At 67.0% G+C, this 20,544-nt stretch carries 17 protein-coding genes; 10 read left to right on the top strand and 7 right to left on the bottom strand.

Features of this window, described 5'->3' with window-relative positions; translation table 11 throughout:
* Window positions 1–44: 44 nt before the first annotated feature.
* From RIE32_05575 to RIE32_05550, 6 genes are all read right to left on the bottom strand, one after another.
* Window positions 45–2,888 (bottom strand): GC-type dockerin domain-anchored protein, encoded by a 2,844-nt coding sequence (locus RIE32_05575; GenBank protein MEQ9095715.1) that lies wholly within the window; start codon window positions 2,886–2,888, stop codon window positions 45–47.
* Between the two features lie 173 nt (window positions 2,889–3,061).
* Entirely contained in the window at window positions 3,062–6,220 is a 3,159-nt protein-coding gene (locus tag RIE32_05570; GenBank protein ID MEQ9095714.1) for a hypothetical protein, read from the bottom strand.
* On the bottom strand, window positions 6,220–7,476 hold the full coding sequence (locus tag RIE32_05565; protein MEQ9095713.1) for a DNA repair exonuclease: 1,257 nt from the start codon (window positions 7,474–7,476) through the stop codon (window positions 6,220–6,222). The genes RIE32_05570 and RIE32_05565 overlap by 1 nt, the downstream gene beginning before the upstream one ends.
* On the bottom strand, window positions 7,469–8,656 hold the full coding sequence (locus RIE32_05560) for a hypothetical protein (protein ID MEQ9095712.1): 1,188 nt from the start codon (window positions 8,654–8,656) through the stop codon (window positions 7,469–7,471). Before RIE32_05560 ends, RIE32_05565 begins: the two co-directional genes overlap by 8 nt.
* Window positions 8,657–8,662: 6 nt before the next feature.
* The gene (locus RIE32_05555; GenBank protein ID MEQ9095711.1) at window positions 8,663–9,352 is read right to left on the bottom strand and encodes a hypothetical protein; all 690 of its coding nucleotides are present in this window, start codon (window positions 9,350–9,352) and stop codon (window positions 8,663–8,665) included.
* Window positions 9,353–9,389: 37 nt separating this feature from the next.
* Window positions 9,390–10,394: an MBL fold metallo-hydrolase gene (locus tag RIE32_05550; GenBank protein MEQ9095710.1), complete on the bottom strand. Its 1,005-nt coding sequence runs from the start codon at window positions 10,392–10,394 to the stop codon at window positions 9,390–9,392.
* Between the two features lie 188 nt (window positions 10,395–10,582).
* On the opposite strand from RIE32_05550, the gene RIE32_05545 reads away from it, so the two are divergent.
* From RIE32_05545 to RIE32_05505, 9 genes are all read left to right on the top strand, one after another.
* A complete protein-coding gene (locus tag RIE32_05545) occupies window positions 10,583–11,551 on the top strand; it encodes a GC-type dockerin domain-anchored protein (GenBank protein MEQ9095709.1) in 969 nt (322 codons plus the stop codon).
* A gap of 95 nt (window positions 11,552–11,646) precedes the next feature.
* Window positions 11,647–12,501 carry a GNAT family N-acetyltransferase gene (locus RIE32_05540; GenBank protein MEQ9095708.1) on the top strand — a complete coding sequence of 285 codons (855 nt, stop codon included), beginning with the start codon at window positions 11,647–11,649 and terminating at the stop codon, window positions 12,499–12,501.
* 87 nt (window positions 12,502–12,588) lie between these two features.
* Window positions 12,589–13,812 carry a Glu/Leu/Phe/Val dehydrogenase gene (locus tag RIE32_05535; GenBank protein ID MEQ9095707.1) on the top strand — a complete coding sequence of 408 codons (1,224 nt, stop codon included), beginning with the start codon at window positions 12,589–12,591 and terminating at the stop codon, window positions 13,810–13,812.
* Between the two features lie 240 nt (window positions 13,813–14,052).
* Window positions 14,053–15,210, top strand: coding sequence for a DUF1573 domain-containing protein (locus RIE32_05530; GenBank protein ID MEQ9095706.1), 1,158 nt, complete (start codon window positions 14,053–14,055; stop codon window positions 15,208–15,210).
* A gap of 3 nt (window positions 15,211–15,213) precedes the next feature.
* Window positions 15,214–15,840 (top strand): rhodanese-like domain-containing protein, encoded by a 627-nt coding sequence (locus tag RIE32_05525; protein MEQ9095705.1) that lies wholly within the window; start codon window positions 15,214–15,216, stop codon window positions 15,838–15,840.
* The gene (locus tag RIE32_05520) at window positions 15,841–16,500 is read left to right on the top strand and encodes a MauE/DoxX family redox-associated membrane protein (protein ID MEQ9095704.1); all 660 of its coding nucleotides are present in this window, start codon (window positions 15,841–15,843) and stop codon (window positions 16,498–16,500) included. It begins immediately after the preceding gene.
* A 78-nt stretch (window positions 16,501–16,578) separates the two neighbouring features.
* The gene (gene rpsR, locus RIE32_05515) at window positions 16,579–16,824 is read left to right on the top strand and encodes a 30S ribosomal protein S18 (GenBank protein ID MEQ9095703.1); all 246 of its coding nucleotides are present in this window, start codon (window positions 16,579–16,581) and stop codon (window positions 16,822–16,824) included.
* A gap of 7 nt (window positions 16,825–16,831) precedes the next feature.
* A complete protein-coding gene (locus RIE32_05510) occupies window positions 16,832–17,335 on the top strand; it encodes a GAF domain-containing protein (protein ID MEQ9095702.1) in 504 nt (167 codons plus the stop codon).
* Window position 17,336: 1 nt separating this feature from the next.
* The gene (locus tag RIE32_05505) at window positions 17,337–18,125 is read left to right on the top strand and encodes an SDR family oxidoreductase (protein MEQ9095701.1); all 789 of its coding nucleotides are present in this window, start codon (window positions 17,337–17,339) and stop codon (window positions 18,123–18,125) included.
* Between the two features lie 15 nt (window positions 18,126–18,140).
* Here the strand turns inward: RIE32_05505 and ispG are convergent, their stop codons facing one another.
* The gene (gene ispG / locus RIE32_05500; protein MEQ9095700.1) at window positions 18,141–19,433 is read right to left on the bottom strand and encodes a flavodoxin-dependent (E)-4-hydroxy-3-methylbut-2-enyl-diphosphate synthase; all 1,293 of its coding nucleotides are present in this window, start codon (window positions 19,431–19,433) and stop codon (window positions 18,141–18,143) included.
* A gap of 76 nt (window positions 19,434–19,509) precedes the next feature.
* On the opposite strand from ispG, the gene RIE32_05495 reads away from it, so the two are divergent.
* The gene (locus tag RIE32_05495; GenBank protein ID MEQ9095699.1) at window positions 19,510–20,511 is read left to right on the top strand and encodes a hypothetical protein; all 1,002 of its coding nucleotides are present in this window, start codon (window positions 19,510–19,512) and stop codon (window positions 20,509–20,511) included.
* Window positions 20,512–20,544: the final 33 nt, after the last annotated feature.

The raw sequence follows: 20,544 nt of genomic DNA, 5'->3' as shown, positions 1-20,544 counted from the left end.
GCTGTGCGACCGGGCCCCGAAGAATCGCGTGATGTCGGTTGGAATCAGCAGCCCATCGCAAATTCGTTTTGGAATGCCAGGAAGTCGAAGATGTTCAGGACGCCGTCGCCATCGAAGTCGGCCAGCGGGTCGCCCTGGTCGAACAGGTTCTGGAACTCCAGGAAATCAAAGATGGTCAGATTGCCGTCGCCATCCAGGTCGGCCCGGCAGGTCGGGTCATCGCTGATGACGCGGACACGCACGTCGTCGACGTACCACTGGTCGGTGGCATCGCTCCCGGGCGTCGCGAAGCGAACGCGGAACTCATCGCCGTAAGCATCCAGTGGAATCTCGGTCGCGCTTGCGACGAAGGTCGACTGATCGTTGCCGTCAGACACGATCTCGGTCAGGTCGCGCCATTCTCCGAAGAAGCCGCTGTAGTAGTCCACGTCGAGCACCTTGCCACTCTCCACTCCACGATGCTGGCTGTGGAAGGCGACCTCGACGGGCATGGACGGCAGCAGCGACGCGGGCACGTTGATCCGGGTCGAGGCCATCGTCGCATCGTTCAGCAGCAGCACGCTGTAGGGCTCGCTCGGCGGGTTCTGGCCCAGCGACGTCGGCGCCACGCTGCCCGATACCTCGATCCACTTTTCGGTGTCGAGCGCGAGTTCGGGGAAGTCGTCCTCGAAGGGAAGCTCGAACGCTGCAGCCAGGCCGTCGGTGCCCAGCACCACCAAGCCGAAGTCCGCATCGCGCGTGCCCGTCTCGATGTGACCGTCGGTGTTCAGGTCGGCGGCGATGACCTCCACGGTCCACGTACCGGCCTGGGGATTCTGGATGAACACGTTCTCGACAGTGTCGACCGTGTTGGCCGATCCGCCCGTCGTGCTCCAGATGCCCGCGTTCAGCCCGGCGTTGCCCCAGTACACCTGGCCGCTGGGCGAAGTCACGCGCAGATCCAGGTTGTTGATGCGGTGCACGGTGCTGGAGGTCGTGCCCTGGCGATCGGCCCAGGTGAGCGTGGCGCGCAAAGCCGGCGTTCCGGCGGCCACCTTCAGCGGGTAGGTCGCCACGTCCAGTTCCTGGATGACGTCGTCTTCGTTCACGATGAACGCGCTGTCGCGGCTGTCGTAGAGCGCCGCCAGATCGGGCATGCCCCAGCCCTGCTTCACGCGAGCCTTGTCGTTGGCGATGCTCGAACCGCTGAAGTTGTATGGTTCCGCCGAGGCGATCATCATGGCCTTGGCGGTGGTGAAGCGAGGCTTCTCATCGAACACGTCGCCGCCCGAGGTCGGGTTGCCGAAGACGCCCTCGCTCCACATCTGGAACAGCAGGCCGAAGTGGCCCGCCACGATGGGCGTGGCGCCACTGGTGCCGGCAAACTCGGTGTACGCGGTGCGGCTGGAGCTGGTCGCCGCCCGGGTGAAGTCGTAGAAGTGCGTCAGGTCGGGCTTGATGCGTCCGTCGGAGGCGGGCCCACGGCTTGCGCCGCCGCACCAGCAATCGTCGGACTTGGAAAGCGTGTTGCGGTGGAACACGCCGCCGACCGACACGATGTTCTTCGCCCAGGCCTGCGGACGCGACTGCTGGCTGCCCTGGTTGGACTGGCTCTGGGTGATGAGGATGTCTTGATCGAAGATGATCCGGTCCATCTCGCTGCTGCTGGTGGTGTAGCTGGTCGTCAGGCCGCTGCCCCAGCTGTTGGACTGGTAGACGGCTCGGAAGGGCAACGTCGGGTTGATCAACTGGGCGGTGTGCGAGTACCGGTTGCCGGCAAAGTTGTAGCTCGCGAAGATTCCCTGCGCATCGGGCACCATGCCCCGCGCAACGCCCGAGGCGCCCTGGGCGAAGTTGATGCTGTACGTGCTGGTGCCGTGGCTGTCGATGCTCGAACTCGTGTGCATCAACGGAGGTCGTGCCGAAAACTCCTGGTGATCCTGGCGGATGCCGCTGTCCATGACTTCGGCGCGTACGCCCTCGCCCGAGAAGCCGGTGATGCCCTCGATGTAGTTTGCTCCGCCGATGGCGCGGGCGATGCTCATGTCCGTCTCGGGAGCCTGCCAGCGGTCCATGAACAGCACGTCGCTGTCCGCAACAACCGAGAAGATCTGAGCGGGCGTGAGGTTGGCCTCGAGCCGGCCGACCTGCGGCACGGTCAGTTCAACCGTGGCGCCCATGCCCTCGATGATGCGCACCATGCGGTCCATGGCGGCATTGCCGTCGGTCAACAACTCGATGGAATAGCGCGAGGCCGTACCCGCAAACGTGCCACCGAGCATCAGGGGCTGGAGGATCTCTTCTTCGAGCTTGTACGCCGGGTGATACGCGCCAACCCAGCGGACGATGCCCATCGCCTCGACGGCTGCCTTCGCGTCGGGCTCCATCCGCACGATGCGTGCGTGGTCGTGCAGCGGGCGGAGGATCGTGGCGCCGGCGGCCTCGAGTGCCTGATCAGCCGCCCACACGGGCTGGCCGATGAACTGCACGATGTAGGCATCATTGCCCGGGACCGCCGCCAGTTCGCCGGGAATGGCGGGCGTGAACACGTCGGGGTCGAACTCGGCATACCGCAGACGAATGGTGTTCTCGCTGGGTGCCACGCGGTCGATCCGCTCGCCTCGTAGCGAGATGGCGCTGTAGCCGATCTGGCCGCGCGAAGTCGCTTCCTTCCAGGAAACAAGCACGGCATCACTGCCGGGAACGCGCGCCTGCTCGAGATCGAGCACCGAGCCGGCCGCCTCGTGGAACGGGCGCCCGTTGAAGGTCAGCGTCGGGGGCGCATCGTCCGCTGCCCGCTGCACGGCCACGGCGGGCGTTGACGACGCCTGGTCGGCATGGACGTGCCCCGTCGCAGCCAGACCGATCGCCAATCCGCACGCCAGCAAGAGTCCCATCTTCGAATGCATGTCGATACCTCCCTGGATTGGCTCGATACGGGCACGAGCCCGAAGCGGTTCGGATCCGCGTTCGGGTTTTGCTCATGAACGGAGCCGGTCGCGGGCAAGCCCGCGGTGTCAAAGTACCACGTCCCCGCAGCCCGGCCACGGCCGGTGCGGATCGAGTACGTGGTTCCTGATGGTTACGCCCGTTGGTCGGCCAGCGCTTCATCGCCGGTCCGATTCACCGCCTCAAGTGCGTCCAACAGCTCCGTGGCCGATCGCAACGTCGGGGAACTACTCTGGTCAGAAGTCCCTATAACTTCGCCCCGCAGCGCCTCTGCGAGCACCTCCGCCCTGGACAATGGGGCACCGTCCGGGAGCAGGCCCTCTTGCTCGAAGTACGCCTGCAGTTGTTCGATCTTGTTGCTGCGGAAGCCCTTGGCTTCGCCCCTCGAGAGAGCGTCGATGAGCTTGCGAGCAGAGCCGGCCGCCTGGTCGTTCAGTTCCACGACGCGGGCTTCGTACGTTGGCGAGACCGCCCCCGATGCCACGATGTCGCTTGTCGTGACCGGGCGCGCTCGGCCGCGTCGCCATGCCCGCACCAGCCGTCGTGCCATCCTGCACGCCTGGGCGACCTCGGGGTCATTGGCCCATTCGGGATGCGCGAGCACCTGACCCACGGTGCAGAGTTCGCGCAATCGCAGCGCGTGCAGCCTGGGGAGGTCGTCCCGCAGCACGTAGTACAGGTCGATGCCAGCCGTGCCCCGCCAGGGATCGAGCGGTCGCAGGCCGATTGCGCGGAGGTAGGCCTCGCGCGACATGCGCTCGGGGTCGGGGCCGGCCTTGGGCTCGAGCAGCATTCCCGGCGGCACGTGCTGGGTCGCTTGTCGGCCGCGGATTTCGTCCAGGTTCAAGCGCGTGCACGTCACGTCCTGATCTTGAGCGAGCCGTTGCAGCCGGGCGGCATGGCCGGGATCGCAGGTCAGGTAGACCAGTTGCCGTCCGTCGTGAGCCAGTTCGAACACCGCGCGAGCGATGGCCTCGAATCGCACGTCGTCGGTCGTCGCCAGCGGCTCGTCGAGCACGAGCGGAAGGGTTGATGCACCAGACCGCTGCTCCGCGTCGATGGCGCCGGCCAGCCGCATCGCGAGCAGCGCCTGGGCACGCGTGCCCGTCGACAGGGATTCATAGGGCTTGTGCTGGCCCGAGCGCAAGTCATAGACCTCCGGCTGGCCGCGCTCGATTCGCAAGCCGTAGGCCCGCGCCGTGAAGCGTGCCATCAGCGTGTCGGCACGACGGATGATCACCGGGAGGTCGTCGCTCTGGACGCCGTCGATGGCCTGCTCGAGGATCAACCGTCGCGCCGCTTTGGCACATTCCGCGTCGCGCGCGTCCACGACACTCCCGGCCGCCCGTTCGAGATCGGCCAATGCCGAACCGACGTCGGCCTTGCCGCGCGCAGTGCGGATCTGGCCCTCGATGTCGCCGATTTCGGCGTGCAACCGGTCTGCTTCGATGCCCGCGGCCTCACATGCCTGGCGCTCTTCTTCCAGGGCGGCGCGATCCATGCCTGCCAGCGAGGGCGCGCTGGCGATCGACGCGTCCAGCCGTTGCAGCACAGCCTCGCCCCGGCGGATTTGATCGGTCAGCGTGCCCGCTCGCTCCCGCAATCGCAGCCACTCGGCAAGCTCGGAAAGACGGTCTTCGCTCAATCCCAACTGGCTCAGCAGGTCTTCCCGTTGCCGGCGGGCCTGATCGAGCCGCCGCTCGCACTGGTTGGCAAGCCGGCGGGCCTGCTCGAGGGCCTCGGTCAGCTGCCGGTGCTCGCGATTTCGTGCATCGAGATCCGTGCGCGCCCTTGTTAGGTCTTCTGCGCTTTCGCACGCGTCGATGCCGTAGATGGAAACAATCATGCTGGCCCGGGACAGAAGCGTGCCGCGTTGTTCGACGAGCGACTCGACACCTGCCTTGGCTCCCTGGAACTCGATGCGAACCGCATCGAGGCGTCGGGCTCGGTCCGCCGCCGTTGCGATCGCCAGGGTCGAGGTCAGCGTGTCGTCGTCGCCGGCGATGTCGCGCACGGCCTGCAGCGCTTTCTGATAGGCCTGATTGCTACGGTCCGCCTGCTCGCGGATCCCGGCGGATGCGTCATGACTGGCGGTGGGGCGTCGCACGACCGCCGCGATGCAAAGGCCGAGCGCAACGATGGCCAGCCCCGCGGCGATCCAGGCGGATTTGAACGCAGCCGCCAGACCCGACAGGAGCACAACCACCGCGGCCAGCAGCCCTGGCAATCGCGACGGCGCACGAACCTTCGTCGCAGCGGGGGCTTCGACCGCGGCCAGATCGCGCGCCCGACGCTCACGAGCCTCGTGCGCCGCGTTCAGTGCCGACTCGAGCCGGGCGAGGGTCTCGGTGTCGAACGTCCGCAACGCCGGAGGCGCCGCTTCGATCTCGGCTTGCAGTTCTCTTGCCCGTCGCTGTGCCTCGCTCAACTGGCGTTCGAGGCCCACCAGGTCGCTCTCGATGCCGGCGAGCGCCTGCAAGTCGCTCGCATCGACGCCATCTGCTGGAAGCCCGAGCCGTTCAAATCGTTCTCGTATGTTTGCAGCCGAGGCATGCTCCTGCGCGATGGCCGACTCATCCTCGTCAATGCGCTGCCGGAGGTCCCGAAGCCGACGGTCTTCATCGCCCGTCACCCGCAGGGCGCCGTCGGGAATTCCGGAAAGTTCGTTGCGGAGTTGGCCGAGCTTCTCGACCACGTCGATGCGCTCAATTGCGTCGGTGATCGTCGCCTTGCGAGCGGCCCGCTTGCGACAACTGGCGGCACTCGAACGCAGGTCCGGAAGCCTCGATTCCTGGGCAATCAGCGCCTGCGCCTCGGTGCGGGCACGCGACAAGGCGCGCTCGCATTCCTGGGCGTCGCGCCGTGGGCCCGTGGGGTTGCGAGGCTCGGCTGCATCATGCAGGATCGTGAGATCGAAGCCGCCGTGCAACTCGCGGATCATCGCTTGGCGAATGGCTTGATCGTACGGATCCTCGACCCAGAGATCGCCGATGCCGACGATGAGGCACCGACCAGCGTTGGCATCGGGAAGGACCGGCCGGTCGCCCTGCCAGCCACCCGCATGGGCATCAACGAACGCATGGAACGTGCGATCGCCTGCCACGAACGTGCCACGCGCTTGGAGCGTTGGATGTCGATCGGGCCACAGCAACTCGCGGATGGCGCCCGCCAGCGTGCTCTTGCCAGACTCGTTGCGCCCTTCGATGACCGTCAGGTGCGCATCGAACCCCTGCACCGAAAAGCCGGGATTGATGCCAACGCTGCTGAGGATGTCGATGCGCTCGATGTGCATCAGCCATCCTCCGATTCACGCTGGGCCAGCATTTCGCTGAGCACGAGCCGAGCTTCCCGCTCCAGGGTCTCGCGCGGGTCGGGCAGCGGGAATTCGTGCTCTCCCAGGTCGGGCGGGCGCAGGTTGCGGTTGGTCGCGATGGCCGCAAAGCGATCGCTCGCTTCCTCGACAACCTCCGTGGCCTTGCCTGCCCGAAGCTCGAGGATCAGGCCGGCAATGCGACCGGCCGCCGATCGCTCCGAGGCCAGTCGTTCCAGTGGCAGTGGTGGCGTCACGCGGGCATCGAGTCTTTCGATGAACACCGCCTTGTCGCGGTGCTGCCATGGGTGTCCCGTCTCGATGCCCGCGGCCCGGGCGTTCAACGCCTGCCACGCGGCGTGTTCGCCCGCCAGCGACACGCGAACGCCCACGGCCCGTGCGGACTCCAGACCATCCGCGACATGCTCGGCTCGCTCGCGCAGTACGCCATCGAGGGCTTCTGGACGGATGTCGTGGCAATCGACTTCGATGGTCGCCCAGGCGATCGGGCCGAGCGGGCGATGGTCCAGCCTGGTGCCCGAGCCGTCCATTCGCACGAGCCATGCGCCGCGCGGCCCGGGCTCGCCCGGGTCAAGCCCGCAAACGCTGCCCAGATACCCCGCGGGCGACGCGTTGCACAGACGTTCATGAGATGGGTTGTGCACGTGTCCGAGCAGCCACGCATCGGCGGCGTGCTCGCGCAAGTCGGCGCTGGTGAATGGTGCGTACACGCTTCGAGTCGCGTCGAGGTCGCCGTGGAGCAACCCGACGCGCGGGCCCGAACGCGACGGTGGGGGCGCCTCGAATGGAGACGTGGTGCAGTGCGTACTCGGAAAGCCCCAGCCCAGCACTTCCACGCCGCCCAGCGCCGTGTTGATGATCCGTGACTGCCAGACGCCGCCAAGACCCAGCAGCGTCAAGCCATCTATTGCCTCGGCCAGTTTTGGTAAGACGCGCGCGTCGTGATTGCCGGTGATAGCCAGCAGTGGAATGCCATCGAGCTTCGATATCGCGCCTTGAAGTGCGGCGAACACCTCGAAGTACGCCCCGTCGTCGTCCACCACGTCGCCAGCCAGCAGTACCGCATCGACGTTCTCGTCGCGAGCAAGTTCGATCAACTGCTCCAGGGCCCCGAATGGCCCAAGCTCGCGCGAACGATCGCGCAGCGCTTCTGGCAGGCTGGCGATCGGCCGGCCAAGGTGCAGGTCTGCCGCGGCCAGGAAGCGGGCTTCAGCCATCGGATTGCTCCGCCGCTCGGCGTCGCATGATGAACGTGACGAACGCTCCCGCCAGAACGAGCCCGAAGGCGAGCGGCAACCACTGCTCTTCTCGGGCAATGAAGCCCAGGGCGTACATCGGCAAAACGGTCGCCATCGTAATCGTGGTCACCGCCCGCGCGCCCCGGGTCATGGGGCCCATATTCAGGGCCGTGGGCATCATCGCGTACAGCACGTACGCCGGAAAGAAGAGCCCGTACGCCGACATGAACAGCCGGTAGCCCACTTCCCACGCCAGCATGCCGTCGGCCCAGGCGATCGGTCCGACGGGCAGCGCCAGAGCACCCGCCATCGCGGCGATCGTCAGACCAAGCGTCAAGCCACGCTCGGCGATCGAGAGCTTCGCCTCGCGCAGGTGGACGGCCAGCGTGAACCCGGCTTGCAGGGCCAAGTGCACCAGCACGAGTACCCAGCCCGTTGCCTGGCCGGACACGATTGCGCCTGCATACAAGGCCGTAAACGCAATCATGACGACAAACGGTCCGAGGAAGCCAAACGCGAACGCGGCCTTGCCCGCCACAGGGCCGGTGGCGGCCCTCGCTCGCAAGAAAGTCGCGTCCAGATATGGACACAGGGCAAAGCCAAACACCACGACCGGCGCAAGCATCAACAGGTCACGCGAAGGCCCGGACGACGTCGCTGACCATTCGATCGCCCACCCGGTCTCGGCGGACATGGCGTATGCAACGCCGAGCCCGACGCTGGCCGCCCAGACGAGCAGGGCCGTGAGCAGCCATCGCCGCAGGGCAAGGAATGCAACCGCCGCGATGGCCCCGAATGCCAGCACGCCGAGTTGTCCCGGGATGGTGTGGAAGCCCTCGACCGCAAGGCCGATCGCGCCGAGCACGTACAGGTGGAACGCGATCGTGACCATGGAAAACCGGCGGATCGCCGCGTCGTGTACCAGGCGCATTCGCCGGGCAGCGTCCCCGTTTCGCAGGACCGTGCCCATCGCCGCCGCACCAATGGCGTTGGGCGCCAGGAAGACCGCCAGACCCCACCAGCCAAAGTCTCTCAGCATGAGCGCCGGCAGGATCATGCCGATGACCCATGTCCACGAGACGGCCAGGTAGAAGCCCCAGCCCAGGGTGGCCAGCGGCGACGTTCGAGTTTGGGCGATGGGAGCGGATGGCCCGGCCATGAGCGCTTACTTGAGCCGGCCGCGGCTGCGCTGGTGGGCCTTGGGCGTTACGTGGAAGGTCGCTGTTGCCACGCCGACACGCTTCTCACGATCGCTGGGCCGGCGGATCTGCTGGACCACGTTCATCGTGATGGTCAAGTTGAACTCCTTGCCCGTGGCGACCAGAGCCTCGATGTCCTCTTCGGGCTCGATGCGGTAGACCGCCGGTCCCAGGCAAGGCCGCAGGAAGCGGTACTCAAGCTTCTTGCACACCACGGTGTAGTCCACGCCGCACACCTTGAAGATGTACGAACCGCCAGCGATCTCGGCATTGCCCAGCAGCGCGGCTCCGGCCATCGCGTTGTACCAGTTGCGGTTGAACCGCCGGAATGGCAGCACCGCCTGGAACGTCTGGGCATCAACCATCTTCATCTTGATGCCGCTGTGGAATGCGTAGGGCAGCCAGATCAGCGAGCAGACGCGGTGCCAAAAGTGGTTCCGCGTGCTCAACTGGCTCACGAACGCCTCGGCCCGCTCCCAGAGCGTCCGCCGGCGTTTTTTCTTCGAGGTGGCCCGAGACTTCGGGGCGTCGATCGGCTGGCCCTTCGGCCCGGGGTCCTGCCCTTCCTCGACCGGCGCGCGCGCATCGGTCGAGGCCTCGATCTCGGCCTGCGGTAGGGATTTGGAAGCCGTGGTGTCGTTCACCGCGGGGGGCATGGCCCGATGGTAGACCCCCGGCCGCGAATCGGGTCGATCAGCGGCCATCTACCGGCTTCAGGGCGTACCAGCCCTTCCCGTTCGGCTCCACGCGACGCCACGGGTCCGATGGCTCATGGTCCAGCATCAGGGTCCACCCCCGCTCGCTGGCCTCCCGCAGCAGCCACGACTTGCTCACCATGCTGGTGTACGGCTCCACGTCGTACGCCAGGCTGTAGGCCTTGCCCGCGTGCCAGGCGGTCGGCATCACGTCGGGCACGAAGATGATGGCGCGATCCCGATCTTCGGTGAACCACGTGGCCTGCTGGCCCCAGGTGTGCCCGGGCGTCAGGAAGACCTTGATCCCCGGCAGGATCGTGGTGGTCCGCCGCTCCCAGCGAAGGGCGGGGTGCTCGTCCTTGTGGGGCACGCGCCCGGGTTCGAAGGGGCGGGGCGAATCGTGCAGCTTCAGCCGGGACTCAATCGGCGCCAGGTGGTCGGTGTAGTACGTTCGCGTCATCACCGAATCGCCCGCCAAGGCGGTCTTCCACTCCTTCTCCTGCACGTGCACGGTTGCGTTGGGAAAGGTCAGCTTCACCTGGCTGGCATCGCCGCTGGCCTGCCCGGGCCCGGCCGACCAGTCCGGGCTCTCGCCAGGGCGCAGGCGTCGGGTCAGGCCCCCGGCGTGATCGAAGTGCAGGTGGCTGATGACCACGTCATCGATCCTTGTCGGATCGCCGCCAGCCTCGGTCAGCGCCGTTTCCACGGTGCGGCCGTCAAGCCCGAAGATGCCGGCCATCTTGGGGTCGAGCTTGTCGCCCGTGCCCGCCTCGATGATGACCTGCCGCGGCCGGCCCAACTCGGGGTCGTCCTCGGTTCCAACAAGCCACAGGCAATTGTGGTGGAGTTCCACGCGATGGCGGTCGTCCGGCGTCACCATCGTCTCCCATACCACGCGGGGGATCAGCCCGAACATGCCGCCGGCGTCAAGCAAGAGCCGGCCGGCCCGCAGGAGGGTGCAGCGATAGGTCATCGGACTGGCAAGGTGCGTGGCGTCAGGCATGACCGAGGCTAGGGACTTCTGTGCAATCAGAGCAGAACGTGCGAAGATTTGTTAAACGAGCGCGTGAGTATTGGGGATCCTGCTCGCTTTCATCGTGGGCGAGCAGGTGCCTGGCATCACAGCGCCGCAGTCAGCGGCGCGGCCAGCCACGCGGTCCAGGTTTTCAAACAAGTTTGTGGAGGTGTCCCATGCGGACTCGCGCTATCGCTTTGAAGTCGTTCATTGGATTGTCCCTGCTGGCCGGCACGGTCGCCAGCGCCCAGGATCAGCAGTTGGAGGTTGCCCAGCACGCCAACGTGCAAATGGCCATCGAGAGCATCCTGCACGGCCTGCACATGCAGACCGAGGGTTCTGGCTGGGAGACCTGTTCGGGCGGCGCACTGCAGATCGAGGTTCGCTTCAACGATCAGAACTGGAGCGCCGTTGGCCAGGGAAGCGTCTGCGGCGGCGTCATGAGCCTGGACTACTTCGGCGATCTCGTGGCCACGCCCGACGGCTACGAGTCCCGTGCCCAGGGCTTCGGCACCATCCTCGATGAGCAGTGGAACAGCGCCATCGAGGGCATCTGGAACACCGACGCCGACGGCAACCTGACCACGCTCGACTACGTCGAGATCGCCGACGACGGCGGCAGCTTCAAGCCCAAGTGGTGGGTCTATGCCGGCGAGATCCTCATCGGCGGCGCGCTCGGTAGCGTGGGCGGCGTGGGCGCCGGCACCGTAGTCGGAGCCGGTGCGGCGGTCAACATCTCGAACGCCATCGACTCCAAGGTCGCCCCGCCGGCCGATCCGCCGGCTCGCCCGGGCGGCGACATCCTGGTCGAGATGAGCCCGCCCATCGCGGACGACCAGGTCGTCGTGGTCGTCGCCGGCAACGGCGAGATCGCCGGCAATCGCTCCAACCACATCACGTTTGAGGGGCGCTGGCAGGTCGATGCAGCCACGGGCGACGGCCTGGTGACCGGTGCATTCACCTTCGAAGACACGACCTCGTGCTATGCCGACTTCGACGGCGATGGCCGGCTGAACATCTTCGACTTCCTCGCCTTCCAGAACGCCTTCGCGACCGGCGACGCCATCGCCGACTGCGACGGAGACGGCGCCCTCACCCTGTTCGACTTCCTCTGCTTCCAGAACGCCTTCGCTGGCGGGTGCTGACGCGGCGAACGCCAGGAACCCCAATTCGCCGGACGCGAACGCTCTCTCCTTGGCGTTCGCGTCCGGCGTTTGCCATGATGCGGTTACACTTGGCGATGAGCACAACGCTTGGCTCGACCACCATCATGCGCCTGAACGAACGCCGGCAGATGGCGGTCATCGCCGAACTGGCCGACGAGCACGAAGTTCGACCAGCCAGTCAGGGCGGTGGCGTCGTGGCATTCATGGCCGGTGCGCCCTGGCTGTGCTCGGCGATCGGCTGCGGGCTCGAGTCGGTGCTTACCGACGAGGGCGCTCAGGCCATCGCGAGCTACATCGCTACCCGGGGCGGTCGGCCCCGCATCGTCCTGACCGACCAGAGCACCAAACCCGAGTTCGCTGCATTGGCTCGGACGAGCCTGGTGCTCGAGGAAGTAGAGCGTGTCCTGGCCAGGGGCCTCGATATGCCGATTCACACACCGGAGGTCTCCGGCCTGACCATCGAGCGGCTGGATGCAACGGATGGGGCCGCGGTCGAGGCGATTGCGCGATTTACGATGGATGGCTTCGCCGAGCCCGGCAAGCCTGCGCCGGCCGCACAGGTCGAGGCCATGATCCGCAGCCAGAAGCATCCTCGATCCAGGGGTTTCTGGGCGTTCGTCGATGGTGAGCCGGCCGCCACATGCGGCATGGAAGTCGTGTCCATATCGCCGATGCCGGGCCAGGGACCAATCAAGGTCGCCTCGCTGTGGGGCGCGACGGTGGACCAGCGATTCCGCCGCCGGGGCATCCAGCAAGCACTGATCGCCCACCGCTTGAGGCAGGGCCAGGAAGAAGGCTGCGCTCTCGCCGTCATCGAGTGCGAGCCCGGCATTCCGACCGAACGCAATGCCGCTCGCTTGGGATTCAGGCTGGCATACACGAGGCTGGCGTTTGCCGCGCCCGTCGCGGCTTATGCAACTTCGGGTTGACCCGAATGCAACGTCGTTCTTCGCCTTGGGCCGATCCTTGCGGCGGATACTGCCCGCACGACGAGCGTGCAAAGCAAGGAGAAGCCGATGGCCTCAGACGTGTTCGTGGACGAAGCCCTGCCCCGCTTGGAGTCCGCCGCCAAGCACAGTTCCGCCAGCGCGGACACGGTCGAGCGGCTCCGGCACGCCGAGCGGTTCTCCGAAGTCGCCATTCCAGTCAAAAAAGACGACGGCTCGCTCGAGGTCTTCACCGGCTATCGCTGCCGATACAACACCGTCCGCGGGCCGGCCAAGGGTGGCATCCGCTACCACCCCGATGTCACGCCGGGCGAAGTTCGCGCCCTGGCGTTCTGGATGACGTTCAAGTGCGCCACCGTGGGCATTCCCTTCGGTGGCGGCAAGGGCGGCGTCGTCGTCGATCCTCGCAAGCTCAGCGAGCGCGAACTCGAAACCCTCAGCCGCGGCTACATGCGCGGCATGGCCGATGTGCTCGGGCCGGACATCGACGTGCCCGCCCCGGACGTGTACACGAATGCGAAGATCATGGGCTGGATGAGCGACGAATTCGACGTCATCAAGCGCGGACGATACCCGGGCGTCATTACCGGCAAGCCAGTCGCCGTCGGAGGATCGCTGGGCCGCGACGATGCAACCGGTCGCGGTGGCTTCGTGTGCCTCCAGCAGGTCGAGAAGAAGCGCGGCTGGGACCCCAAGGACATTACCGTGGCTATCCAGGGCTTCGGCAATGCAGGCCAGCACTTCGCCAAGCTGGCCGACAAGGCCGGCTACAAGGTCGTGGCGGTCAGCGACTCCCGTGGCGGGATCTATGACGCCTCGGGGCTGGACGTTCGCGAAACCATTGCCACCAAGGTCGATTCCGGACGCCTGCCCGAGGCCGGCAAGAAGATCAGCAACGAGGATCTGCTGGAACTGGAGGTCGACGTGCTCGTGCCCGCCGCGCTCGAGAACGCCGTACGGAAGGACAACGCCAAGAAGATCAAGGCCCAGGTGCTCATCGAGCTGGCCAACGGCCCGCTGACAAAGGAAGCCGACGAGATCCTCTCCAAGGGCGACACGCTGGTCGTGCCCGACATCCTGGCCAACGCCGGGGGCGTCACGGTCAGCTACTTCGAATGGACGCAGAACATCAGCGGCTATTACTGGGACCTGGAGACCGTGCACAAGCGCCTGGGCGAGATCATGTCCGAGTCCTTCGGCCAGGTGTACGACCTCATGCAGTCCGAGAACATCCCGATGCGGACCGCCTGCTACGCCCACGCCCTGAATAGGCTCGCGGAAGCCATGGAGTGAATTGTTCAGTCTGTGTCTGGTATTCGAATCGCGGGGCGCGGAAATAGCGGACGGACGTGACAGCTTGTGTCGGCTGGCGCTTCATGGTGGGCGAAGTCGGCGACCTGTGGTATGCTGACAGCGGCCCCCGGCGGCCGAACAATGATGCAGGCGTGCCTGCGGGCCACCCGATCGGATCGGTGGTGCTGTTGCAGGCTCCGCGAGGTCGCCCCCAGCGGGCGAGGAGATAGGGGAAAGAGCATGACCAGCAACTCTCGCTTGACCATCCTGGCCGTCCTTGGCCTGGGCGCGAGCCTCACCCTCTCGCCCGCCGCCACGCTCGCCCAGCAGGCCGGTGGCGCGGTCGTGGTGCCAGGCAGCCAGCAGCAGGAAGAGGACGGCCAGAACGGCCAGGCCACCTTCGATCTGGAAACGCCCATCATCGACCTGGGCACGATCCTGGACACCGAGCCAGCAACAGGCACCATCCGCTTCCGCAACACGGGCAACACCGCCCTGATGGTGCCCAGCGTGAGCACCACCTGCGGCTGTACGGTGGCCGAGCTACCCAAGAACGAGTTCGCCCCGGGCGAATCGGTCGAGCTCGAAGTGGAGTTTGATCCTCGCGGAAAGACCGCGGGCCGCCACGAGCAGACGGTGACGTTCCGCACCAGCGACCCGGCCAACCCGATGGTGGCCGTCAAGGTCCGTGCATTCGTCAAGCCGCTCATCTCGATCGAACCCATGCAGGTCAACCTGGGCCAAGTCACCAAGCACACCCGCAAGGAGACGCTCATCAGCCTGACCGGCTCGCACGAAGACTTCGAGGCATTCCACGTCACGCTCGTGGGCGAAGGCGCGAAGTACTTCAACGTCGACATCCTGGGCACCGACCGCCTCGAGCAGGAAGGCGAGTCCGTCGCTCGGACCGACATCCTCGTCACGCTCCGCGAAGACGCGCCTCCCGGTCGCGCTCAGGCGCTGGCGACCATCCGCACCAACGACGATCGTCGCAAGCTCGTCACCGTTCCGGTGGGCGCCCAGGTCGAGGGCGACGTTTCGATCAACCCCTTGCGTATGTCCCTGGGCACGCTGAGCGTCGGCCGCGAACTCGAAGAAATCGTCGAAGTTCGTCACGGCCGCAACGAGCCGTTCAAGATCACCGGCGTCGAGCTTCGCCCGCTGCAGCCGGCCGGCATGGCCCCGATGAAGATCGAGTACACCGTTGAACCGATCGACGCCGAGGCGGGCTCCAACGGTAAGGCCGTCGATGCGTACCGTGTCAAGCTCGTGCTGCCCAGCATCGAGCAGGCCGGCCGGATTCGCGGCAACTTCGTGGTCCACACCGACGTGCCCCTCGAAGAGCAGGTCATGCTGCCCTACGTGGGCCGCGTGGTCGACACCCGCTCGGGCGAGTAATCCATGCGGTTTTTCGGTCGACTTGCCATCATCCTGATCGTGGCGGTCGGCGCCGCCGTGGCCCACTCCATGCAGTGGCCCATCACCCGCGACGTCGCCGACGCGCTCGAACGCCAGGGACGCGCTTCCCAGCCTTCAACCGGCGGCGAGTCGGCGTCTGCGAGCGACCCCGAGCCAGCGCCCGAACCAGAGGCGTCGACCGTCGAAGAACCCGAACTGGGCGTCGATCCCACCGTGGCCGATCCGATTCCCGTTCCCGATCAGGGCGTCCAAGAGCAAGCGGACCTGCCCGACTACTACATCTCCGTCGATCGCGCGTACGAGTACTGGGAAGACGGCATGGCGTTCATCGATGCCCGCACCGACGCCGAGCGAACCGACGGCACGATCGAGGGCGCCTTTCACCTCGAGACGCGCGACTTCATCAGCGGGATGAGCGCCCAGGTGCTCGCCCAGGTCGATCGCGCCTTCCCGGTCATCATCTTCTGCGGGGGCGGCGAGTGCGACGCCTCGGAGAACGTCGCCCAGCGGCTCATCGGCCGCGGCTACACCGAAGTCTACATCATGCACGAGGGTTTCGGTGCCTGGAAGGCCGCCGGCCATCCGACCGAGCCGGCGGGGGGTGGCTAAGTGACCACCGGTCAGCGCATCGACGTGGTGTTCACCGTCTTCGTCCGCCTGTTCCTGGCGGGCGTGTTCGGCTTTGCCGCATTCATGAAGCTGCGCAGCCCGGACGCGGCGCAGGCCTTCGCCGAGTCGATTCAGGCCTTCAAGTTGCTTGATCGCTTCGATCACCACCACGTCGTGGTCGTCTCGACCTTCGCCGTGCCGTGGCTCGAAGCCATCTGTGCCGTGCTCATCCTGCTGGGGCTCTGGACGCGGGCGGCGGCCTTCGCCATGCTCAGCGCTCTGGGCGTGTTCATGTACGCCATCTACACCGCCATCGCCCGCGACATGAACGTCCAGTGCGGCTGTTTCGGCGACTTCAGCTTCCCTTGCGACGACACCATCGGCATGTGCCAGATGTACCGCAACGGCGTCCTGGCCGCCGGGTGCCTGTTCCTGGTCATCCGCGGCGGCGGGAGGGCCTCGTTCGACCGCTTCTGCGGCCGTAGCAGGCCTGCCAGCGAGGCTGGAGAGCCAAGCGAGGCCGATCGGCGATCCGCGGCCCCCGCCCGGGCGAAGGGCGAAGGTTCCACCGCGGTGGACCCGGCCCGGCCAGCCCCGCTATCATCTCCGCCCTCGGGGCAGCCATCGGCCGATGCGCCGCCCAAGCCCCGCTGGGACTGAGATTCGACCCAAACTCACCGTCGCGCCCCATTGCGAGGAGGTCTCGCCCGGGCGCCATGGACCACGACGGAGGCCAGCATGAGCCGTTTTTCCCGCTTCGGCGGCGGACCCAACAAGAAGAGCGTGATCAAGACTTCCGGCAACGGCGTGACCTACGTCGACTGGAAGGACGCCGACAACCTGCGCCGCATGATGAGCCCCAACGGCAAGATCTACGGCCGCAAGCGTCTGAGCACCACCGCCAAGGAGCAGGCCATGATCGCCCAGGCGATCAAGCGGGCCCGCTTCATGGGCCTGCTGCCCTACACCTCCGCGACGCTCTGATCTCCACATGAGCGAGACCACGTCGCGAGTTCGCGACTACACGGGCCTGCTCTCCGCATGCCGTCGCCTTACCGGCGATCGCGCAACGCGGATGGCGGGCCTTGTCGATATTGCGTGGGACGCGCTGGCAAGCGAAGACGTGTCGTGGCTGGGCTTCTACCTGCCCGACCCCGACGACGACCTGCAGATGCTGCTGGGCCCACGGAGAGACAAGCCCGCCTGCTCGCCCATTGGCATGCACGGCGCGTGCGGCCAGTCGTTCCGCCAGCACATCACCCTCGTCGTGCGCGACGTCGCGGCGCTGGGCGAGGGCTACGTGGCGTGCGACCCGAAGGACCTGGCCGAACTGGTCATCCCGCTCTTCGACGCGCACGGGCAGTGCTGGGGCGTATTCGATCTTGACAGCTTCAGCCGCGGCGCCTTCACCACCCGCGATGCCGACGCACTGCACGAGTGCCTGGCGGCGGGGGGGCTGACCAGCGACACGCCGCCGGCCGCGAGGGTCTTCTGACGTGGCGGGCCGGCGACTGGAAGGCAAACGCATCCTCGTCACCGGCGCCGCCCAAGGCATCGGCCTGGCGATCGCGCGGGCGTGCCTCGACGAAGGCGCGACGGTCTACCTGAGCGACATCCGCGACGAAGAGGGTGCGAAGGCCGCGGCCGAGATCGGCGCGACGTACCTCCATCTCGACGTCCGTTCGCAGTCGGACTGGGCGTCCGCCCTCGAATCCATCGGCGGCCTCCACGGCCTGGTCAACAACGCCGGCATCACCGGTTTCGGCGTGCCCCAACTGGGCCCCCAAGACGCCGAGCACTGCTCGCTCGAAGATTGGCGGGCCGTGCACGCGATCAACCTCGACGGCGTCTTCCTGGGCTGCAGGCACGCGATCGCCGCGATGAAGGCAGGCGGTGGCTCGATCGTCAACATCGCCTCGCGCAGCGGCAAGGTTGGCGTCGGTGGCGCCGCGGCGTACGCCAGCAGCAAGGCCGCGGTCATCAACCACACCCGCTCGGTCGCCCTTTGCTGCGCCGAACGCGGCTATCCGGTGCGCTGCAACGCCATCTCGCCCGGCGCGATCCTCACGCCCATGTGGGAGGCGCTGCTCGAGCACGCGCCCGATCGCGAGGCCGCCATCGCCGAGTTCGCCGCCGAGGTGCCGCTGCGGCGCCTGGGTTCGCCCGAAGACGTCGCGAGTCTTGCGGTGTACTTGCTCAGCGACGAGTCCGCATACGTGACGGGCGCCGAATTCGCCGTCGATGGCGGCCTGACCGCGGGCATAGCGGCGCAGCTGAAAAAGTAAGTTCCCCAGAGAGGCTCAAGACTGCCCGATCGTCAGGTCCGCGCCCTTCAGCCGCTCGGCCGCCATCTTCTCCCACCCGCTGCCGAGTTCGCCCAGCGGGTCGGGCGGCACGATGTCCACCTTCTTCTCGCCCAGCTTGGCCGTGCCGGCGCGGACGGCGTCCTGGAAGGCCAGGCACTCCTTGAGCAGGCGATCGAGGATCTCGTCTTCGTTCACGTTGGCGACCTTCTCGCCCTGCACGTAGATGATGCCGCGGCGGTCGCCGGCGAAGACGGCTACGTCGGCGCCCTCGGCCTCGCCCGGCCCGTTCACGACGCAGCCCATCACGGCGACCTTCATGGGCACCTGGATGTCGCTGGCCAGCTTCGCGCGAACCTCCTGCACCAGGCTGAACAGATCGACCTGGATTCGGCCACACGTGGGGCAGGCAATCAGTTCCGCCCCGATGCGCTCGCGCAGGCCGAGGGAGTAGAGCAACTCCAGCCCGTCCTCGACCTCGTAGATCGGGTCGTTCGCGTAGCTGATGCGGATCGTGTCGCCGATGCCATTGGCCAGCAGCGTTCCGAGCGCCACCACGGAACGGATACAGCCGGTTTCCTTGGGCCCCGCGTGCGTCACGCCCAGGTGCAGCGGGTGGTCGAAGCGCTTGCTGATCTCGGTGTACGCGTCGATCACCATCGTGGCGTCCATGCTCTTGGCGCTGATGGCCACGTCGTGGAAGTCCTGCTCGTAGAAGATGTCCAGGTATTCTTCAAGCTTGGCGATCATGATGGCCAGCATGTAGCCGTGCTTGTGGTCGCTGAAGAAGGCGCCCAGCTCCTTCGCCCGCTTCTGCTTGTCGCGCCGCTCGATGATCGAGCCCTCGTTCACCCCCACGCGGATGGGCAGGCCCGCGTCCTTGCAGGCGTTGATCACCTCGATCACCTGCTCGCGGTCGTTGATGTTCCCCGGGTTCAGGCGGATCTTGTGCACCCCTGCCTCGACGGCCTCGAGCGCCCGCTTGAAGTGGAAGTGCACGTCGGCCACGATCGGCACGCTGGTCTGGGCGAGGATCTCCTTGAGCGCCTCGGTGTCCTTCTTCTCGGGCACCGCTACGCGGACCACGTCGGCCCCGGCCGCCTGGAGCTTGTGGACCTCCGCCACGCACTTGTCCACGTCGTGCGTATACCCGGCGGTCATGGTCTGCACGCTCACCGGCGCGGGGCTGGTGGCTTTGCCCGACGAATCGGGCAGGCCGCCGCCAATCTGGACGATGCCGGTCTTCTCGTTGCCAACGTAGATGGGCCGTGTGGGGCGTCGCTCTTGCATCGACGCATCGTACGTTGTTGACAACCGACAGGGTCGGTCCCTTGCCCGGTGGTGGGGGAGCCGGCAACGATGGTCGGTGCTCCTCTACATCGGCATCGACGAGGCGGGCTACGGACCCATGCTGGGCCCCCTGTGCGTGGGCCTGGCGGCCCTGCGCATCGACGACTGGGAGCCCAGCCAGCCGGCCCCCAACGCCTGGAAGCTGCTGCGCTCGGCCGTCTGCCGCAAGCCCGGGGACAAGAAGCGCCGCCTGGCCGTCGCCGACAGCAAGAAGCTGTGCAAGCCGATGGCGATGGGCGCCGGTCGCCTGGCCGAGGCCGAGCGGAGCGTGCTGGCCTTCGTGCGGGCCCGCACGGGGTCGATCCCCGCGACCGACGCGGCCCTGTTCGAGTGCCTGGCGGTCGGGCCGTGCGCGCTCCATTGGTACGGCGGCCAGCCCCTGCCCTGCCCGGGCCACGCCGACGCGGCCGAGGCGGGCATCGCCGCCAACACGCTGGCGCGCGCCATGGCCCGCGCGGGCGTGGCCTGCACGCTCCAGCGCGTCGCCCGCACCGACGAGGCCCGCTTCAACGCCCAGCTCGAAGGCGGAAGATCCAAGGCCAACACGACGCTGGCCGCCATCGCCGAGCACGCCCCGGCCATCCTCGACCTGATCGAGCGGACCCGGCTTGAACACGAGCGCGAGCACGGCGAGGGGAACGTCCACACCCGCATCGTCCTCGACCGCCAGGGCGGCCGCACGCGCTACCAGGACGCCCTGGCCCGCGTCTTCGGCCGCCCCCTCCGCACGCTGGCCGAGGCGCCAGAGGCCAGCACCTACCAGTTCGTGGACGTGCCCAATGCGCGCATCCGCGTGCAGCCCAGGGCCGAGGAGGCCCACCTGCCCGTGGCGCTCGCGTCGATGCAGGCCAAGCTGGTGCGCGAGCTGACGATGGAGCGCTTCAACGCCTACTGGCGCGAGCGCCGCCCCGAGGTCAAGCCCACCGCCGGCTACACCACCGACGCCCGCCGCTGGCTGGCCGACATGGAAGGGGCGATCTCGGCCGACGAGCGGCGGGTTCTTGTAAGATTGGCGTAACGCGATGCGCGACGCGGCGGTTTGCGCGCAAGA

This window comes from Phycisphaerales bacterium (assembly GCA_040221175.1).
Classification (GTDB): Bacteria; Planctomycetota; Phycisphaerae; order Phycisphaerales; family UBA1924; genus JAHCJI01.
This window is presented reverse-complemented; position numbering and strand designations above follow the sequence as displayed.

Excerpts from the sequence above, each read along its gene's own strand:
- ispG (MEQ9095700.1), bottom strand. The coding sequence starts at position 19,433 with ATGCAAGAGCGACGCCCCACACGGCCCATCTACGTTGGCAACGAGAAG.
- RIE32_05555 (MEQ9095711.1), bottom strand. The coding sequence starts at position 9,352 with ATGCCCCCCGCGGTGAACGACACCACGGCTTCCAAATCCCTACCGCAG.
- RIE32_05575 (MEQ9095715.1), bottom strand. The coding sequence starts at position 2,888 with ATGCATTCGAAGATGGGACTCTTGCTGGCGTGCGGATTGGCGATCGGT.
- RIE32_05545 (MEQ9095709.1), top strand. The coding sequence starts at position 10,583 with ATGCGGACTCGCGCTATCGCTTTGAAGTCGTTCATTGGATTGTCCCTG.
- RIE32_05510 (MEQ9095702.1), top strand. The coding sequence starts at position 16,832 with ATGAGCGAGACCACGTCGCGAGTTCGCGACTACACGGGCCTGCTCTCC.
- RIE32_05570 (MEQ9095714.1), bottom strand. The coding sequence starts at position 6,220 with ATGCACATCGAGCGCATCGACATCCTCAGCAGCGTTGGCATCAATCCC.
- RIE32_05565 (MEQ9095713.1), bottom strand. The coding sequence starts at position 7,476 with ATGGCTGAAGCCCGCTTCCTGGCCGCGGCAGACCTGCACCTTGGCCGG.
- RIE32_05525 (MEQ9095705.1), top strand. The coding sequence starts at position 15,214 with ATGCGGTTTTTCGGTCGACTTGCCATCATCCTGATCGTGGCGGTCGGC.
- RIE32_05550 (MEQ9095710.1), bottom strand. The coding sequence starts at position 10,394 with ATGCCTGACGCCACGCACCTTGCCAGTCCGATGACCTATCGCTGCACC.
- RIE32_05560 (MEQ9095712.1), bottom strand. The coding sequence starts at position 8,656 with ATGGCCGGGCCATCCGCTCCCATCGCCCAAACTCGAACGTCGCCGCTG.
- RIE32_05535 (MEQ9095707.1), top strand. The coding sequence starts at position 12,589 with ATGGCCTCAGACGTGTTCGTGGACGAAGCCCTGCCCCGCTTGGAGTCC.
- RIE32_05530 (MEQ9095706.1), top strand. The coding sequence starts at position 14,053 with ATGACCAGCAACTCTCGCTTGACCATCCTGGCCGTCCTTGGCCTGGGC.
- RIE32_05540 (MEQ9095708.1), top strand. The coding sequence starts at position 11,647 with ATGAGCACAACGCTTGGCTCGACCACCATCATGCGCCTGAACGAACGC.
- rpsR (MEQ9095703.1), top strand. The coding sequence starts at position 16,579 with ATGAGCCGTTTTTCCCGCTTCGGCGGCGGACCCAACAAGAAGAGCGTG.